Source organism: Oscillatoria sp. HE19RPO (genome assembly GCF_024220515.1).
In the GTDB taxonomy this organism is placed as follows: Bacteria; Cyanobacteriota; Cyanobacteriia; order Cyanobacteriales; family Laspinemataceae; genus Laspinema.
This window is the reverse complement of record NZ_JAMXOT010000010.1, coordinates 26,160-43,322: the sequence shown is the minus strand read 5'-3', so window position 1 is coordinate 43,322 and position 17,163 is coordinate 26,160. Positions and strand designations below refer to the sequence as shown.

Below are 17,163 nucleotides of genomic sequence, written 5' to 3'. Positions count from 1 at the left end.
AAAAACAATAAATATTTTTGATAAACAACTCGCACCGATTTGTCTATCAACCCGGATAGAGGCGATTAACCAATCGCTTCAATTCCTGCGGGTACAATTGAAAATGCAATTAACGAGGGAGGTAATTCTCCGGGTGAAGAAAAAAATAGAACCCGATAAATTTGCACATCCAATCTCACCGAGCACCGCCAAAAGTTTTATACAATTACGTCTTCTCACATATCCCCGGTTTGGGAAGATAGCGGCAAGGTATAATAGAGTAAAATTTTCGTAACTCTCACCTCAAGACGATGTTACCCAATGTGAGAAAAAATTGATAAGGTGGTGACTGAAGGATGACGATCGCTATTTGTTATCGCCTCTGTTGCCTAACTCTTTACCGATTGGCAAATTCCGGGCAGTAATGATTAGTTGCTAGGGAAATGGTTAAATCGCGATCGGCGATAAATTCCTCCTGTTTCCGAGGGTCGGCAATTTCTATCGCTTCCACACGGGTTCTCAATCTCCATTCAGGTATTGAAATTCCTTCTTTTGCTTCTTGGCAAATTTTTTGGGCAGTTTGAATCTTCTGTTGTGGAACTCGGCGGATTTCTTGTAACAAAAAATCCTTAAGCGGTGGCTCATATTCATTTGCCGCCTGAATATATGCTTCAATGAATGCCTGTGCTTTCAGTTGTTCTGGGGTTAGAACTGGCCTTCTGTCTTCAGTGTCACACAGACTGCTAAGGTTGACTAATTCCCCTGAAGCATTAACCATAAAGCATCCCTCATGTTCTTGAGCGATCGCCAGTGGGAGAGAGATGGGTAAAAATTGCAGAACAACAGCAGATAAAGCTGCAATCCCATAAAATTGGCTTTGCATAACCTTTGATTGATAATTTAAAGGTAAAATTTTACACTAATATCCAGCATCAATCAAAATTTCTTAATATTTCGTAATCATTAAGGGTATTCCCCAAAATAAATCATTCCTATTCGGTTGTTAAAGGAGTAGGAGTAGGAGTAGGGTGGGCAATGCCCACCTTTGAGTGAATGTGGGTTTGAACCCACCCGACAATTGCTTACTTTGAGTTTAGGTGGGCAATGCCCACCCTACAATTGCTTTAAAAACTCGGTTCGCGCCATCAGCAATTTTACTCAAAAGAATACCGCTTCATTCTGTAGTAACGATTATAGCCAGCAAATAAGTGCGTCCCAAGCTTGCCAGCTCAGGATAATTTGAATCGAGAGGATTGTACCGTATCGAGTGCTTCCACGGGACGGTCATCTCATTTTTCTGTGAATTGTCAAAATAAAAATTCATCAGTTGCACTCAAATGCACTCAAAGCTGGTAAAGTTTAAAGATGCCTATAGGGGGGACTCGGATAGTAAGCTGGGATCAATGCCCTACCTACATCTTCCAGGACTCCAAGGCAGAAGTGGCAAGATTAACCAGCTTGACACTTTACCGAGTCTAGGGTCCAAAAAAAGCCATAGACCCTTAATACAACAAATACTACAACTCACTCGACTTTCACTGAAAGTCTGGGGAAAGTAAAACCCAGTCGGGGATTACAATTCTAACTTTTTTCATAACCAAAAGCTCAATTGGTAACTGCAATGAATTTCAAAAAAATAGCTCGAATGAGCATACTTGCCGTAGAGTTGCTGATGATTTCCCTACTGAATCCGGGCACTATGGGAGCTTCAGATCATGATGACGGTGAATTGGAACCGACAAGCGGTCCTTTGGGTTTAACGGACTTATATGTCTTCCGCGAAGTGGATCAAAACCCTGCGGCTTCAGCAGATGACTTGATCTTTGTGATGAATACCAACCCGCGATCGCTGCCTCGGCAACCTTATTACTTCAGCTCCAACGCGGTTTACGATTTCAATATAACTCGGGTGGCAAATAAGGATGAAGTTCCCACAGGGAAAGCGAATTTGATCCTACGGATGACCTTTAGCGAACCGAATGCCCAGGGGGTGCAAACCATGACCGTAACCGCCATTCAAAATGGCGCTGAGGTGGGGACAACTGCAACCACAAACGGTGCGCCGATTACAACAACCACGTTGAATAGTCCGCCAGTGCTGAATCCAGTCTCTGTGGGCGGTTCTAACCTGACGGTGTTTGCGGGACTGCGCGAAGACCCGTTTTTCTTGGATGTGGAGCAATTCTTTCGGGTACGAGCGGGAGCCTTGGGGATTGGCCCCCCGGCGAGTTTCCTTCCCCCTCAACAAGCGACGGATTTTACGAAAGGCTACAACGTGAATGCGATCGTGGTTCGGGTTCCGAAAGCTTTCTTGCAGCTATCAACTCCGGTGAATGTTTTTGATGTGTGGATGACGGTTTCGGTGCGCGATGCGACGGGGAATTTCCAACAGATCGAACGGTTGGCAAGACCCTTAATCAACGAAGGTTTGATCGTTACGCCTGCTTTCTTAAATGCTTTTAACTCGATTCCGCCGTTTTTAGACTTGAGCGAGGCAGCAGCACCAGTGCGGGCTGAGGCAGTGACCACGCTCAATGCATTGGATCAGGCCGATGGTCAGGATAATGTGGACCCCAATGCGATCGCGGGGGCGTTTCTCCCCGATGTGATGCGAATCGACACAACAGTACCCAGTGGCTATGCGAACGCTTTTAACGCTATGGGCAGCCCGATCGCCGGTCGTATGATCAAGGACGATGTGGTAGACATTACACTCGGCGTGTTGGTCGGATCCCCGGTCAGCGATAACGTTACCTACGAAGGCGTTCCAGGCAACCCCGCTCAAGGACACAAGCCGTTACAACCGTCCTTTCCATACTTGGCTTTACCGAATTAGTCATGGGCTATTGGCAACAGGACTTACTTACCCATCACTTTGATCCGTTGTAGGGGCAATTCATCCAATGCACGGATCATCTCGGGTCACATCCCCCAAATGGCGTATGTCCGGGTCTGAGAAAGCACAAAGAAGTAGGGTGGGCATTGCCCACCGTAACTGATGGTGGGCAATGCCCACCCTACAATTGCTCTATTTTATTTTTTGGAGTTCCCTTGGGAGATTGTGAGCCATTAACCCATGACAACTGAGAAAGCACAAAGAATAAAAACGGAAAGGTTCTGGTGGGTGCTGCTGATCGCATTGCCAACAGTGGCGATCGCTGTGGCGAGCCTGCCCCAGGAACTCAGGAGGTTTCCCAGCAGTTTTTCCTCATCGCATTCCCCCGCCGGACTCGATCCAGACTACCGCTATCGCTTTGACCAATTGTTGGGGAACAATCTCACTCCCAAGCTGATGGCAGAGCAAGAGATTGCTTTCTATCAGGAACGGCTAGGGCAGGACCCCGAAAGCGGTCTGAACCGGGCTTTTCTGGCAGAAGCCTATTTAAAAATGGCTCAAGCCACAAGTGAGGGGAGTTGGTATCTGTTGGCTGAAGGGGCAGCGCGGCGATCGCTGGCTTCTTTGCCGTTTGACAACACCACGGCCCAACTCGTACTCGCCCGAATAGCGGAAGCGCAGCATGATTTTCCAACAGCGCTGCGCCTTGCTGAACAAGTCGGTTTTACCAATAGGGATGCCCTAGCAGTGGCCGTGACGACCAATTTGGCGATGGGTAATGTAGCGGCAGCCGATCGCGCGGCGCAGGAGCTAGTAGCTCTCGTTCGCAGCCCGGGAACCTTGAACCTGCGAGGGCTGGTGCGGGTGGCCCAGGGTTTGGATGCCGAAGCGATCGCCGATTTTGAGGGCGCTCTGGCTGCGGAAGAGCCGGGACAATTGAGCGGTTCTGCTAAAACCCGGACGCTTCTGGGGCGTTTTTACTCGCAACGGGGGCAACTGCAACAGGCAGAGGCACTGTATCTGGAAGCGTTACGGCTAGTCCCGCGATACCCGCTGGCTTTGGTACTCCTGGCTGAATTAAAGACCAGGCAGGGACAGTATCGGCAGGGGCAAGAGTATTATGAGCTGGCACTCACGGACTCGGAAAATACGGTGACCCTGTTCGATCATCGGATCGCTCACGGGATGGCTCGTCTGAAAAGTTTGCAAGGGGACAAGGCTGCGGCCAAATCCTGGCTCGAAAAAGCTGAAACCCTGTTGCGAGCTACTATGCCGAAAGATGGAAGTGGCAGCTTCGGACATCGCGGGGAACTGGCAGCGTTACTGCTCGATCGCGGCGGTGAGGAAGATGTGGCGGAAGCTCTGGCGCTGATGCAAGCTGAGGTGAAGATCCGCCGTGATGCGCCAACTATGACGATTCTGGCGTCGGCACTCCTGCGCTCGGGCAAACCGGCAGAAGCTCAAGAGGCGATCGCACTTGCAATGCAATCGGGAATTCGGGATGCGGGGATTTTTTACCGCGCCGGGGAAGTCGAGAAGGCTTTGGGGAACGAGACGACAGCGAGGGCGTACTTTCAACAGGCAAGCCAGACTGATCCAACGTTCGACGCACAGGCTCGACGAATGTTGGGTCTGGATATGGAATTTTCTTACTGAGGGGCGTTGATGAACAAACAGCGACTCAAATCCATCCTATTGGCGATCGGGACCTTCGTCGCCTCACTTTTGCTATCTTTAATTTTCGCTACCCCCAGCCACTCTCATTGGGCGGACTTGGCAGTGGCGGAGATTGCGGTCAGTGAGATGGAAACTCAAGTGAATCTCACCTTTCCCACGGGGTTGGTGGCTTTCGCCGATCGCAATCAAGATGGTCAGCTTTCAGCCGAAGAAGTCCGTAGCGAGTCAGCCTCACTTGAGAAGTTTTTAAGTGAGCGAATTCAGATCGCGGACAGCGAAGATCGACAAGGTATTTTAACCGTCAGACCTTTAGAAACCGCTGCTATCCCTTCCCTGCAAATCCCGGCCTCTACTCACAGCACCTTACTGCTGAGTTACAGTTGGTCACAACCCGTGGAGGGTTTGCAGATAAAATACGATTTATTTGTACCCGATGTGGCAACAGCCAGTTGTCAGGCGACGATTTTATATCAGGGGAGAATGCAGACGTTTGTATTCACGCCAAAAAACAAAGTCTTTTCCCTGGGGGATGGGGGGTCGGCATGGCTGGGGGCGCGGAATTTGTTGTGGGCGATCGCAGGTTCTTTCGTCTGGGGTGCCATGCATTCGATGTCTCCCGGACATGGAAAAACCATTGTCGGGGCCTATTTGGTGGGGTCCCGTGCTACGTTCAAACACGCTTTGTTCTTGGCAATGACGACAACGATCGCCCACACGGCTGGAGTCTTTGCTTTGGGGTTGGTGACGCTGTTCGCCTCTCGCGGGATAGTCACCGATGAGCTGTACCCCTGGCTGAACTTGTTGTCCGGTGTAATTGTGGTGGTGATCGGCGTGAACTTATGTCGCCACCGCATTCGCGAGGCATGGCCGAAATTCAGAAAAACTGCCAGTCCCAGAGCTTCCACAACGGTGGATCTGTTGAGTCGGGGCTCCTGGCAACGGACTTTCGCGGTGGAGCCTTCTGGGGTAAACGCTCATTCTGTTCACCATCACCATCACGAGCACCATCACCATCACCATCACGGCGCGGGCGCTCACTCGCACTTACCGCCCGGGGCGGACGGTTCGCCGGTGACTTGGAAGAGTCTACTGGCACTGGGCCTCTCCAGCGGTCTTTTACCTTGTCCTTCTGCCTTGGTGCTGCTGCTGAGTGCTACGGCCCTGGGCAGTATCGGCTTTGGGCTGACCCTGGTGCTGTCATTCAGTTTAGGATTGGCCCTGGTGCTGACGGCGATCGGGTTTTCCCTGGTGTACGCCAGAGGGTTTTTTGATCGCCTACCACAACAGATAGGAGTGGTGAAATGCTTGCCTGCCGTGAGTGCGGCGATCGTCGTGGTGCTCGGAGTCGTTATTGCCGGGCGATCGGCGATGCAAATCTGGCCGAGCGGGTTCAATTAAACCCTCACCCCACTGTCCAAGGCGATATATCTTCATTGGGTTCCGCAAGTCCCAGACTGTAGGTGCAATTCATGAATTGCTGATCCCGGAATGATTGAGGCTAGATATAGCCATGACTCTCTTAGAATAGACCTCTTGCAAAATAACGGATCGATCCCCCCAACCCCCCTTAAAAAGGGGGGCTTTAGAGAATTTTGCAACCAGTCTAATTAACCGACTAAAAGCAAATTATTTGTGTTGGAGAATAAACATGACCGTTAACCTATTCAATCCGAGTTTCTATAGCTTCAGTAATCCAGATTTGGCAGCAGCTGGGTTAACGAGCAACGAGCAACTATTAGCTCATTTCCAAAGCGTAGGCATAGAGGAAGGGCGGCAATTTTCACCCCTCGTTAATCTCAACTCAATTTACCGGCAGCAAAATTCTGATTTAGCAGCCGCAGGCTTAACTAATAATCGGGAATTGCTCAATCACTTACAAACTTTTGGCGTTGCGGAGGGACGAGATTTTTCCGCTGTTTTCGATGCCAATTTTTATCGAGAAAACAATGCAGACTTGCAGGCAGCCGGACTGAATAACGAGCAATTACTTGAACATTTTAGAACGTTTGGCATTTCTGAAGGACGAGCCGCCTCTGCTAATTTTGATGTGAATTTCTATCTGACGAGTAACTTTGATTTGCAAGCGGCTGGATTTAACAATGAGCAGGCACTGTTCCACTTCGTGACCTCGGGTTTGGCAGAAGGACGCAGAGGCAGCGCTTTTGGCGTCCCCTCCAACAATTTGAATACCGCCGTAGATTTGGGCAACCTGACAGGCACTCAAGGGGTGAGTGATTTTGTGGGGAATGCCGACCCCTCTGATATCTATCGGTTCGTCCTGGGGACCCCAAGCAATTTGCGAGTAAACCTGACTGGACTGAGTGCAGATGCGGATGTGGATTTAATCCGGGATTTCAATGCGAATGGGGCGATCGATTTTGGAGATATTATTGAAGCGTCCCTGAATGGCGGGGCGACACCTGAAGCGATCGCGACCGATAATTTGGCGGCAGGTACTTATTTTGTCCGAGTCTTTCAAGCGGAAAATATGGAAAGCGAGACAAACTACAACCTCAACTTGTCCCTGGCATAGTTAGGATGATGGGCTGCGATCGCCCGATCGTAGGGTGGGTTTTAGCCGACCCTACAGACTCAGGACTTCCCTCTATCCCGGGTAGGGACGATTCGGTGACTCCCTCCTACTATTGAGGGTGCGAGCAAAAAATTTGCCTAAGTCCCTCTCCTGATGAACTGGCGCAACTAGCACCCGAGCCCCGCAGAATTGGCGGTAGATGGGGGGCATCGGGCAGATATCAAGGTAAGATGCAAGATGTAAAGAATTGCTAATGCACGAACTGCACCGGATTGATGCTAATTGGTTGTATTGTACCTGCCGATAACTTGCTATGAACTTTGCTAATCTTGCCGCCCAGCTAAATGCTGGAATAATTTTGCCAGAGGGAATTGTGATCGTCACCCTGCTGGTGGTCCTGGTTTATGACCTGATCGTAGGACGGGAGTCCCTGAAGGTGACCCCCTACATGGCGATCGCCGGTCTACTAGCGGCCCTGGTGGCCCTGGTTTATCAATGGGATGCCAGTGACCCGATTTCGTTCCTCGGTGGGTTCAATGGGGACTCCATGAGTGTGATCTTTCGCGGCATTATCGCCCTGTCTGCGGTGGTGACTGTTTTGATGTCGATCCGCTATGTGGAAAACTCCGGCACCGCAATGGGCGAGTTTCTGATGATTTTGCTCACCGCCACTCTGGGGGGAATGTTCCTCTCTGGGGCAGATGAGTTGGTGATGATTTTTGTGTCTTTGGAAACCCTGAGTATTTCATCGTATCTACTCACGGGTTACATGAAGCTGGATCCTCGTTCCAATGAGGCGGCTTTAAAATATCTGCTGATTGGCGCTGCTTCTTCGGCGGTGTTTCTCTATGGGATGTCTCTGCTGTATGGACTTTCCGGGGGAGAAACTCGCTTAAGTGCGATCGCTGCTGGCATCACTGCTTCTGGCACAGGTCCCTCCATTGGACTGGTGATTTCTCTAGTGTTTGTCATTGCCGGGATTTCGTTCAAAATCTCCGCAGTTCCCTTCCACCAATGGACTCCGGACGTTTACGAAGGCTCTCCCACCCCAGTTGTGGCGTTCCTTTCTGTAGGTTCTAAAGCAGCAGGATTTGCCCTGGCAATCCGTCTGCTGACGACAGCGTTCCCCCTGGTTCAGGAACAGTGGCATTTTGTGTTTACCGCCCTCGCCATCCTCAGTATGGTTCTGGGTAATGTGGTGGCCCTGGCTCAAACCAGTCTCAAACGAATGCTTGCCTATTCCTCCATCGGACAAGCGGGGTTTGTGATGATTGGTTTAATTGCCAATACCGATGCTGGATATGCGAGCATGATTTTTTATCTGCTGGTTTATCTGTTCATGAACTTGGGTGCATTCACCTGTTTGATTCTCTTCACCCTCCGCACGGGAACGGATCAAATTAGCGAATATGCGGGTCTCTATCAAAAAGACCCCTTGTTAACCTTGGGATTAAGTATTTGTTTGCTTTCCCTCGGTGGTATTCCTCCCCTGGCCGGATTCTTCGGAAAGATTTATCTGTTCTGGGCCGGTTGGCAAGCGGGTCTTTATGGCTTAGTCTTGCTGGGCTTATTAACCAGTGTGGTTTCCATTTACTACTACATCCGCGTGGTCAAGATGATGGTGGTCAAGGAACCGCAAGAAATGTCCGAGGCGGTGAAAAATTATCCCGAAATTCGCTGGAATTTGCGCGGAATGCGATCGCTCCAAGTGGGTTTAATCCTGACGGTGATTGCCACTTCCCTCGCTGGGATTCTGTCTAATCCCCTGTTTACTTTGGCGAATAATTCTGTTTCTCGGACCTCTATGTTGCAAGCCTCGATGGGGAAAACTGTCCCCGTTGCGACGTTAACCAGTCCGGCGGACTTGGAAGGGTCTCAAACTCCTTAAGAAAAGCCGTGTAAATTGTTAACGGTAATATTTTTTAGAGGCAATCCCGATGGGGTTGCCTCTCTCCTTTTTTTAGGGGGTGCGAGCAAGTGGGGTATCAATTCAGGTTAATTCCAAATTAATTCCAGTAACCGAATCACCAACCAAGTTAGTAATCCATAGACGGCTATGGCAATTAAAGCGTTGAATTCAAAAGCAGAATTCCCAAAGGTGGGTGTGATAAACAGGGTTTCAAACGGCGTGACAAAGGGAGAGGATAAGGCATAAATAAATCCGGCAAACTGGTTGTCTGGGTTTGCGCCTAATAGCCGCAACAGGACCCGCAAAATTAATAAAACGCCTAATGCTCCCATCAGATAGTAAATCACTTGATTAGTCTTGTTTAAGGCCAGTCTGCGTCTAACTTCAGCAATTCTTCGTTCCTCTTCTTCTAATTGGATTCCTTCAATTCGCCGGTGGAGATGTTCTTCTTGTTGTCGTAATTCCTGAAGCTGTCGGCTTAATCGAGCCTCTTCTTGTCGCAGTTCCCCGAGGTTTTGAATGTGACGTTCTTGTTCCCGTCGCAGTTCATCAGGGGCAGAGTTTGGGAAGGGTTCAGAGGCACTATACGGGCGATCTCCTCTGGGAATGCCCGGATTTGGCGGTGTTAATGGTTCTCCTGGAATGGGGTTGTCGCGATCGGGTCGGTTATTATTTGGGTTCATGTTTATCCCTTCCTACAAGATAGTCTTATTGCTTATGCTATCAATCGGTTTACCCAGTGAGGGCGATCGCCCGTAAAATAACCGCCGATTTCAGTTTGGGAAAATCACAGGCAATCCGGTAGTGATACCGCTATTATGTCTCACCTTGTGTTCTTCCCTCCCCTCCAGACCCCTGGAACCCATAAGCATAAAAACAGAATGAAAATCATTCTAATTTCATGGGAGAATGGGGTGGCAAAAAGTAGGACCCGATCGCAGTTGAGTCGGGGTTCAGGAAACCCAGAGGCGGCGTGAGGGAAGCAATCCAGTAGAGGGGATCGACGATGAAGGAAGAAAACAGCCAACGAGTTCAGTGGTATCGCGGGATCCCTTTGCGGGAACGGATTGCCTCGGGCGATCGCCCTAGAGTCGGGAGTACCCCGTTAGGCGATCGGCGATTGCAACGGTGGCGATCGCAGACTCCGTTTAATAACGACATTTATTTTGCACAACGGTTGGCCAGCGATGGACTCACGGAACCGGAGTTTCAGCAATTATTAGGAGAATCAAGCGAAACTCTAGCCAGTCGATTTTCAGACCCCCCAGACTGGATCAAAACCTTGTCCGATATCCTGTCAACTTATCCGTTCTCTGCGCTGTCGGAAACCGGGAACCTGAGTGATACTCAATCCGGAGTCTCTGGGTTTTTAACCCTATTTTCTCCCTTAATTGCCTGGGGGCGCAGTTCCCTCCATCAAAAACTTCAAACCTTGCTGTCCATCCACTCCCCTGACTGCATCAATTCCCAAACCATTGCCGCAATTTTGTATGAACCCTTACCGAAAGAATTGCTCTGGATGAGTACCCGCACTTTAGTCTTGGAATTAAATGTAGCGCGCATCCAAGGGAAATTGTCTGGTAACAGTAGTGCGGAGAGATTTTCTCAGTTTATTCAGCAATTGCAACAACCGGAAATGGCTCTAGCGTTGTGGACAGAATTCCCGGTTTTGACCCGGCAAATCCTCAACTCAATCCAGGGATGGATTACCGTCAGTTATGAATTTGTGGAACGCCTCTGTCAGGATTGGCCGAGAATTATCCAGCAGTTTATTCCCGACTCTGAACCTGGCGGATTAGTCCATCTGAATTCCAATGCGGGGGACCCACATAATGGGGGACGTTCGGTGGCGATTGCCGAATTTAGTTCCGGGTTTAAATTAGTTTATAAACCCCGCTCTCTCAGCCTTGATATTCATTTTCAAAATTTACTGAATTGGCTCAATGAACGAGGCAATCATCCCCCTTTTCAACTCTTGAATGTTCTCAATTCCGGGGAGTATTGTTGGGTGGAATATGTGACTGCTCAACCCTGTAGCTTGGCTCCGCAAATCGAGCGATTTTATCAAAGACAGGGAGGATATCTAGCTTTATTGTATGCCCTGCAAGCTACGGATTTTTATAGCAATAATATTATCGCCCTCGGAGAACAGCCGATTTTAGTAGATTTGGAATCTTTATTCCACCCCCGGTATAGCCAATTGGAGGGGTTCAATTCTGATTCTTTAGCGGAAAGAGAACTGGATCGGTCTGTGTTAAGTGTGGGGATTTTACCGATGAATTTGTGGGGGAATCAAGGGTATGGAGGGATTGATATTAGTGGGTTAGGGAACTCAGGCAATCGCATGACTCCTGATGCTATTCCCACCTGGCAGGGAGTGGGAACCGATGAAATGAAAATCTCTCGGCAAGCGGTTCAATTACCCCCAGATTTGAATCGTCCCACCCTGAACGGGGCCTCGGTAAATTTGGAAGATTATACGGCAGCAATTATTACGGGATTTACAGAAATTTATCGAGTTTTGGTCAAAAATCGGGATAAGTTAGTGGGGAAAAATGGGCTATTAAATGAGTTTGCTGAGGATGAAATCCGGGTGGTTTTGCGGGCAACTCGGACTTATGGATTATTATTGCAGGAGGGATTTCATCCGGATTTGTTGCGGGATGCGTTAGACCGCGATCGCCTGTTTGATAAACTCTGGGTGGAAGTGCCGAATTTTCCCAGTTTAGCCCGGGCGATACCGGCGGAAATTCAAGACTTATGGCAAGGGGATATTCCTCGATTTACCACTCAGCCCAATTCCCGTCATTTAAAGTCGGAAATTGGGGAAATCATAGCAGATTTTTTACCGGAATCTTCCTTAGATTCAGTCCGCCTTCACCTGCAACGGCTGGATGAAACGAACTTAGAACGACAAGTTGGATTAATTCGGGCGGAGATCGCCTCCAACTAAGCACAAGTTACTCTGATATTGTCCGCTCCAATGATGTGTTATGCCCCGATCGCTTAATTATTATTAACCTTTGCGTTAGCTTGCGTTGCGGAGCAAATCGCCAATAACTTTTCGGGACTCATCAACGAAGTCAACCATTTTTGACTGCCTAATTTCTGATGAAAATAGACAATCTCAACGGATTTACTGGGTTCGGCATAACGCCCCCAATCACCGGACATAGACACCCTCTGCAACTCACCGATCACTTGACTTTGTTCCGGTGCATTGGGATTGTTAGACCTGGCAAAGCTTGATTGTGCAGAGAACAGAAAACTCGATCAACCGGAATTACCTAATCTCTATCTGGAACATTGTCCCAAGCTGCTTGATTAAATGTTGATGGATCGCCCCAATCTACACCTTCGTAAGGATCATTCCCGTAGCTTGAATAATTAAAATTTGGCTCTATATCATTATCATCATCATCATCCGTCTCCAAATCTTTAAGCCGAAAAATGAGTCCGGGAGCATCTGGGGGAAAATTCTCTTTATAACTCTCTACTTTCCATAATCGACCATCAGGAGTTTTGAAAAGCTCAAAGCTATTAGGTTCAACTCTTTTCATATGATTAACTCCCAATTTGTTAATACAGGAGTAGCAGATCAGTGCATGGGCATCACAGGTGTCATATTGTTCAGAATATGTGCGAAGTAGAGAACATCTTAATCCTTGAAAGATTGCTCCTGTTTTAAGAGTTACCTGTAAGTCAATGTCTTTATGATCCGTATAGGTAAAACCCTGGTTCATCGAATTATCCTCACTTAATAAACTAAGGGCTAACGGTCTATTTGAGCGGCAGACCGAAACTACCCAACTTGTCCCAAGACTACCACAAAGTCCGCTCCAATGATGTGTTATGCCACGATCTCTTAATTATTCTTAACCTTTGCGATCGCCAATAACTTTTCGGGACTGAACAACGAAGAGAACCATTTTTGCTTGCCTATTCTTGAACTGATACAGATAAGCTAAACGGACTTTTCGGGTTTGGTATAACGCCTCATTCAGAGGCAAATAACTGTTGGCTAAAATAAGCGAGGCACGAGCAAATAGCCAACTGTTATTTGTCCTGCTGCAATGACTTGTTAGGCTCTACATTTCATACAGACTTAAGCCCATAGAAGCGCCAATAATGTACCAAACTCTCTGCCATAGAACATGAACAAGCTCACTTCCAACAAATGAAGTAGACTCATTACCATGGCGAAGTAATTTACCGTTAGCTAAATATTTAAAGCTATAAAAACCATGATCTCTATCACTTAGTTCTTCAGGAAGAACTGCACGAAGTGGTTTTATATAAACAGGATCGTCGGCGATTAAAATAAATTCGTCAAACAAGTGTGAGAAGCTTTCCATATGCTCACCCAATTCGAGCGTATACCATTCTTCTGAAACAGTATTAATTCTAATCTCTCCTTTTTCATATTCTTTAATAGAACCATCTAAGTGCTTTATTTCATGTTCATCTTCAGGTGGGTGAAAGATAAATGCTGTAATAAAAGATTTTTCATGTAACCATTCAATGGCATGAGGAAGGAGTTCATCAATATCTACAGGCTTTAATGTTCTGTCAGGGTGTAACCCTTTAAAAAATGACAGAGCCTTAGCTGTTTCTCGATAGAGGAATGGATAATCGATGTACATTACACGGTATTTAGCGGGAGCTCTTTGCATTCGCTCTTTATACATTTCTCGAACTTCCGCAACACATGATCTAGGATTTCGATTTATTTCACACCCTGTAAACCTAATAACTGTGTAGCCAGCTCGTGAAAGGTATCGCTGCCTTATTGCATCTTTTTCTAGCTGTTCTTTCGTTGAGTGATATTCATGCCCATCTAATTCAATTATTAGTCGAGCATCTTTCAAAATAAAATCAACACGATATCGTCCATGTTTTTCTTTGTCTCCGAACCAATGCTCACTTTCAATGGCATTCGCTAAGTCGTCCAGCTCCTTACTAAATTCCTTCTCAATATATGATTGACCTCTGTCACTATACCAACTTGGCGGAGACTTTGGCTGACCTGGATACTTCATGTTTACCTCGATTGATGAGCGGAGCCTAACGGCTTAGTTCACCTGCTTGCAATAATTTTAGCTTATCACCGATCGCTTTTCAAGTCAGGTGCAACGATGTGCTATGCCCCGATCGCCTATCAATTTCTTAACTTCGCGATCGCCAATAACTCTTCGGGACTCATCAACGAAGTTAACCATTTTTGACTGCCTAATCTCTGATGAAAATAGACAATCTCAACGGGCTTACTGGGTTCGGCATAACTACTGATTATACTGACATTTTCTGGATAGTCAACCCCTATGGGACAAAAAACAGAAACTTTTCCGAATGGCTCAAATTCTACAACTCAATTCTACACTATCTAACGTCGATCCACCTCCAACAGCCTCAACCACCTTTGCTGATACTTCGTCGATCGCCCTCCGGGCGGTGCGTAGCACCATCGCGGCGGAGTTCTTTACATTATATCACTAACCTCATCTTTTCGGGGATGTTCGCGGTAATTGCGAGCCAACTCCATAAAGGCATTGAGATAGGCGATTTCGAGGTCCCTTTGGCGGACGCCCAAGAAAATTTGCTTTTGAACTCCTTTTGGCCCAAGACACCGCATTGAGATTTATTTCTAATAGTACACTATCCAATCTAAAGATTGCAAGAGTTTTATTTTCTTTTTAGATTCCCTTAATGTCCGTGGAGTCCGTGGATCCGTCACTAGAGACCAAGGATGAGCGATCGGCTCAAAAAAACCCCAGTCTGATAAACAGACTAGGGGTTTAATCTTAGAAGTTAAATCAACTTAAACAAGACTTACGCACTGGCCCCCTAAATCGATGGCGGAATCTGGGGGACTTTAACTTGATTTCCCCAGCCCCCCCTACCTCTCCCGACGGCGGCCCTCTCAGTCCTAACTAGGGGTCTTCAACTTGACATGATATAGTCCTCTCCAGTCATTGTTCTTTTATCTCCCCGGAAAATGAAAAAATACCCCGTAGTATTGCAACACAATGAAGAAGATTGTGGAGCGGCTTGTTTGTCAACGGTTGCCCATGCTTATGGCAAAAATTTTTCCATTAAACGCACCCGAGAAGCCGCCGGAACCGGACAACTCGGCACCACTTTATTAAACTTGAAACAAGGAGCCAAAACCCTGGGATTTAATGCCCGGGGAGTGCGAGTCCCCCTGGAACTGGTCAATAAAAACCAGATTCCTTTACCGGGAATTATTCATTGGAAAGGCAATCATTGGGTGGTTCTCTATGGGCGGCAGGGTCAAAAATATGTGGTCGCAGACCCGGCTTTTGGCCTGCGCTATTTATCCTCCCAAGAAATCACAGCAGGCCGGATGAATAATGTGATGCTGTTGCTGGAAACCCGTCCCGATTTTTATCAATTGCTCGATGATCGCGGCCAAGTTAGCGGCTATAGACGCTTACTTCAGCGGTTATGGCATCACCGCAGTCTGATCGGGCGGAGTTTGTTATTTAATCTGACCATTGGTTGTCTGTCCCTGACCACTCCCTTTTTGTTGCAAGTCCTCACCGATGATGTCTTAGTTCGCGGGGATACCCAACTGCTCAGTGTGATTATTAAAGCCGTTTTAGTCATGCATATCATCAGTAGCGGATTGAATTTAGCCCAATCCCATTTAGTCACTTATTTAGCCCAACGCTTAGAACTCGATTTAATGTTAGAATTTGGGCGGGCGATTCTCAGCTTACCCCTGACTTACTATGAAACCCATCGCAGTGGGGAAGTCTCTAGTCGGTTACTGGATATTCGGGAAGTTAATCAATTGATTGCTCGGGTGGGTTTAATTTTACCCAGCCAGTTATTAATTGCGGTGGCTTCAGCCACATTTATGCTAATTTATAGTCGGTTTCTGACTTTAATCGCCCTGGGAATCGCCGCAGTTATTGCCCTAGGGATGGTCGTTTTTTTATCTTATCTTCAGCAAAGAACCCTAACTTTATTAGCTTTTGCCGCAGAAACTCAAGGGATTTTAGTTGAAACATTTAAAGGCGCTTTGGCTCTAAAAACCATTCAGGCCGCGCCCCAATTATGGGCCGAATTTCAAGGGCGCTATGGTCGCCAAGCTCATTTAACATTTCGGGTGATGAATGCGGTAATTGTTATCCAGGTTTTTTCAGGATTTTTGGCCCTATCCGGGGAAACTATCTTGCTGTGGCTGGGGAGTCATTTGGTGATTAATCAGCAATTAAGTATTGGTCAATTGTTGGGGTTTAATGCTTTGAATCTGAATCTGATTCTGTTAATGACCAGTCTGGTGAGTTTCGTTCCCCAAGTCACCCGCACTCAGGCAGCAACGGAACGGTTGATGGATGTGATAGAAGCGCAATCAGAACCGCATGAAGAAATCAAACCGACGGCAAAATTGGCGGCGGATGCGCCAGTGATTTGTCAGAATTTAACCTTTCATCATCCAGGACGGGTGGAGTTGCTCAAAGACTTTTCGCTGACCATACCGGGAGGCAAGGCGATCGCCATTGTTGGCAAGTCCGGTTGTGGAAAAAGTACCTTAGCTAAATTGATTGCGGGTTTATATCAGCCCTCATCGGGAACTATTCGGATTGAACCTTATAATTTGACTGATTTATCCTGGGATTGCGTGCGGCAACAGGTGGTTTTAGTGCCGCAAGATGCTCACTTTTGGAGTCGGTCTATTTTAGATAATTTTCACTTGGGTTCGCTGCCGGTATCCTTTGAGCAAATTGTCAAAGCCTGTCAAATTGCCCAGGCGGATGAATTTATTAGTAAACTCCCGAATAAATATCATACGATTTTAGGGGAATTTGCCATGAATTTGTCCGGGGGACAGCGACAAAGATTAGCGATCGCCAGGGGAATTGTCACCAACCCTCCCCTGCTGATTTTAGATGAATCCACCGCCGGACTCGACCCGGTAAGTGAGGCGGATGTTCTTGATCGCCTGTTGTCCTCTCGCCACCAAAAAACCACGATTTTAATTAGTCATCGTCCTCGGGTGATTGAGCGCGCTGACTGGATTATCTGGCTGGAGGAGGGTCGAGTCAAACTCCAGGGCACTCCTGGGGATATCCTCGCTCAATCCGGCGATCGCTGCGATTTCTTGATTCCCTAGGGGCTGAGTTTCCGCTAGGGTAGGCTGTTAGCTCTTGAATATACAGGGTGACCGAAACCCAGGGGGTAATCCCCCTCACTTGAGAAAAC

13 protein-coding genes are annotated in these 17,163 nt (G+C 47.6%); 8 read left to right on the top strand and 5 right to left on the bottom strand.

Features of this window, described 5'->3' with window-relative positions; all coding sequences use genetic code 11:
• Positions 1 to 376 precede the first annotated feature (376 nt).
• A complete protein-coding gene (locus NG833_RS01220; RefSeq protein WP_254563512.1) occupies positions 377 to 862 on the bottom strand; it encodes a hypothetical protein in 486 nt (161 codons plus the stop codon).
• Positions 863 to 1,678: 816 nt separating this feature from the next.
• Between NG833_RS01220 and NG833_RS01215 the strand changes: the two genes are divergently transcribed.
• The 5 genes from NG833_RS01215 to NG833_RS01195 all read left to right on the top strand — a co-directional run bounded on the left by NG833_RS01215 (position 1,679) and on the right by NG833_RS01195 (position 8,913).
• Positions 1,679 to 2,815: a DUF4331 domain-containing protein gene (locus NG833_RS01215; protein ID WP_254563511.1), complete on the top strand. Its 1,137-nt coding sequence runs from the start codon at positions 1,679 to 1,681 to the stop codon at positions 2,813 to 2,815.
• Between the two features lie 240 nt (positions 2,816 to 3,055).
• The gene (locus NG833_RS01210) at positions 3,056 to 4,471 is read left to right on the top strand and encodes a hypothetical protein (RefSeq protein ID WP_254563510.1); all 1,416 of its coding nucleotides are present in this window, start codon (positions 3,056 to 3,058) and stop codon (positions 4,469 to 4,471) included.
• 9 nt (positions 4,472 to 4,480) lie between these two features.
• Complete coding sequence (locus NG833_RS01205; RefSeq protein ID WP_254563509.1) at positions 4,481 to 5,890, top strand: nickel/cobalt transporter; 1,410 nt, start codon at positions 4,481 to 4,483, stop codon at positions 5,888 to 5,890.
• Positions 5,891 to 6,140: 250 nt separating this feature from the next.
• Positions 6,141 to 7,025 (top strand): PPC domain-containing protein, encoded by an 885-nt coding sequence (locus NG833_RS01200; RefSeq protein ID WP_254563508.1) that lies wholly within the window; start codon positions 6,141 to 6,143, stop codon positions 7,023 to 7,025.
• 313 nt (positions 7,026 to 7,338) lie between these two features.
• The gene (locus NG833_RS01195; RefSeq protein ID WP_254563507.1) at positions 7,339 to 8,913 is read left to right on the top strand and encodes an NAD(P)H-quinone oxidoreductase subunit N; all 1,575 of its coding nucleotides are present in this window, start codon (positions 7,339 to 7,341) and stop codon (positions 8,911 to 8,913) included.
• Between the two features lie 107 nt (positions 8,914 to 9,020).
• Here NG833_RS01195 and NG833_RS01190 read toward each other — a convergent pair whose 3' ends face one another.
• Positions 9,021 to 9,617 carry a YggT family protein gene (locus NG833_RS01190; RefSeq protein ID WP_254563506.1) on the bottom strand — a complete coding sequence of 199 codons (597 nt, stop codon included), beginning with the start codon at positions 9,615 to 9,617 and terminating at the stop codon, positions 9,021 to 9,023.
• Between the two features lie 323 nt (positions 9,618 to 9,940).
• On the opposite strand from NG833_RS01190, the gene NG833_RS01185 reads away from it, so the two are divergent.
• Positions 9,941 to 11,887: a type 2 lanthipeptide synthetase LanM family protein gene (locus NG833_RS01185; RefSeq protein WP_254563505.1), complete on the top strand. Its 1,947-nt coding sequence runs from the start codon at positions 9,941 to 9,943 to the stop codon at positions 11,885 to 11,887.
• A 53-nt stretch (positions 11,888 to 11,940) separates the two neighbouring features.
• On the opposite strand, the gene NG833_RS01180 is transcribed toward NG833_RS01185, so the two are convergent.
• From NG833_RS01180 to NG833_RS01170, 3 genes are all read right to left on the bottom strand, one after another.
• Positions 11,941 to 12,108, bottom strand: coding sequence for a hypothetical protein (locus NG833_RS01180; RefSeq protein ID WP_254563504.1), 168 nt, complete (start codon positions 12,106 to 12,108; stop codon positions 11,941 to 11,943).
• Positions 12,109 to 12,221: 113 nt separating this feature from the next.
• A complete protein-coding gene (locus NG833_RS01175) occupies positions 12,222 to 12,677 on the bottom strand; it encodes a hypothetical protein (RefSeq protein ID WP_254563503.1) in 456 nt (151 codons plus the stop codon).
• Between the two features lie 345 nt (positions 12,678 to 13,022).
• The gene (locus NG833_RS01170) at positions 13,023 to 13,973 is read right to left on the bottom strand and encodes an endonuclease domain-containing protein (RefSeq protein WP_254563502.1); all 951 of its coding nucleotides are present in this window, start codon (positions 13,971 to 13,973) and stop codon (positions 13,023 to 13,025) included.
• Positions 13,974 to 14,283: 310 nt separating this feature from the next.
• Here NG833_RS01170 and NG833_RS01165 point away from each other — a divergent pair, with 310 nt between their 5' ends.
• Positions 14,284 to 14,430, top strand: coding sequence for a hypothetical protein (locus NG833_RS01165; protein ID WP_254563501.1), 147 nt, complete (start codon positions 14,284 to 14,286; stop codon positions 14,428 to 14,430).
• A gap of 499 nt (positions 14,431 to 14,929) precedes the next feature.
• The gene (locus NG833_RS01160; protein ID WP_254563500.1) at positions 14,930 to 17,074 is read left to right on the top strand and encodes a peptidase domain-containing ABC transporter; all 2,145 of its coding nucleotides are present in this window, start codon (positions 14,930 to 14,932) and stop codon (positions 17,072 to 17,074) included.
• Positions 17,075 to 17,163: the final 89 nt, after the last annotated feature.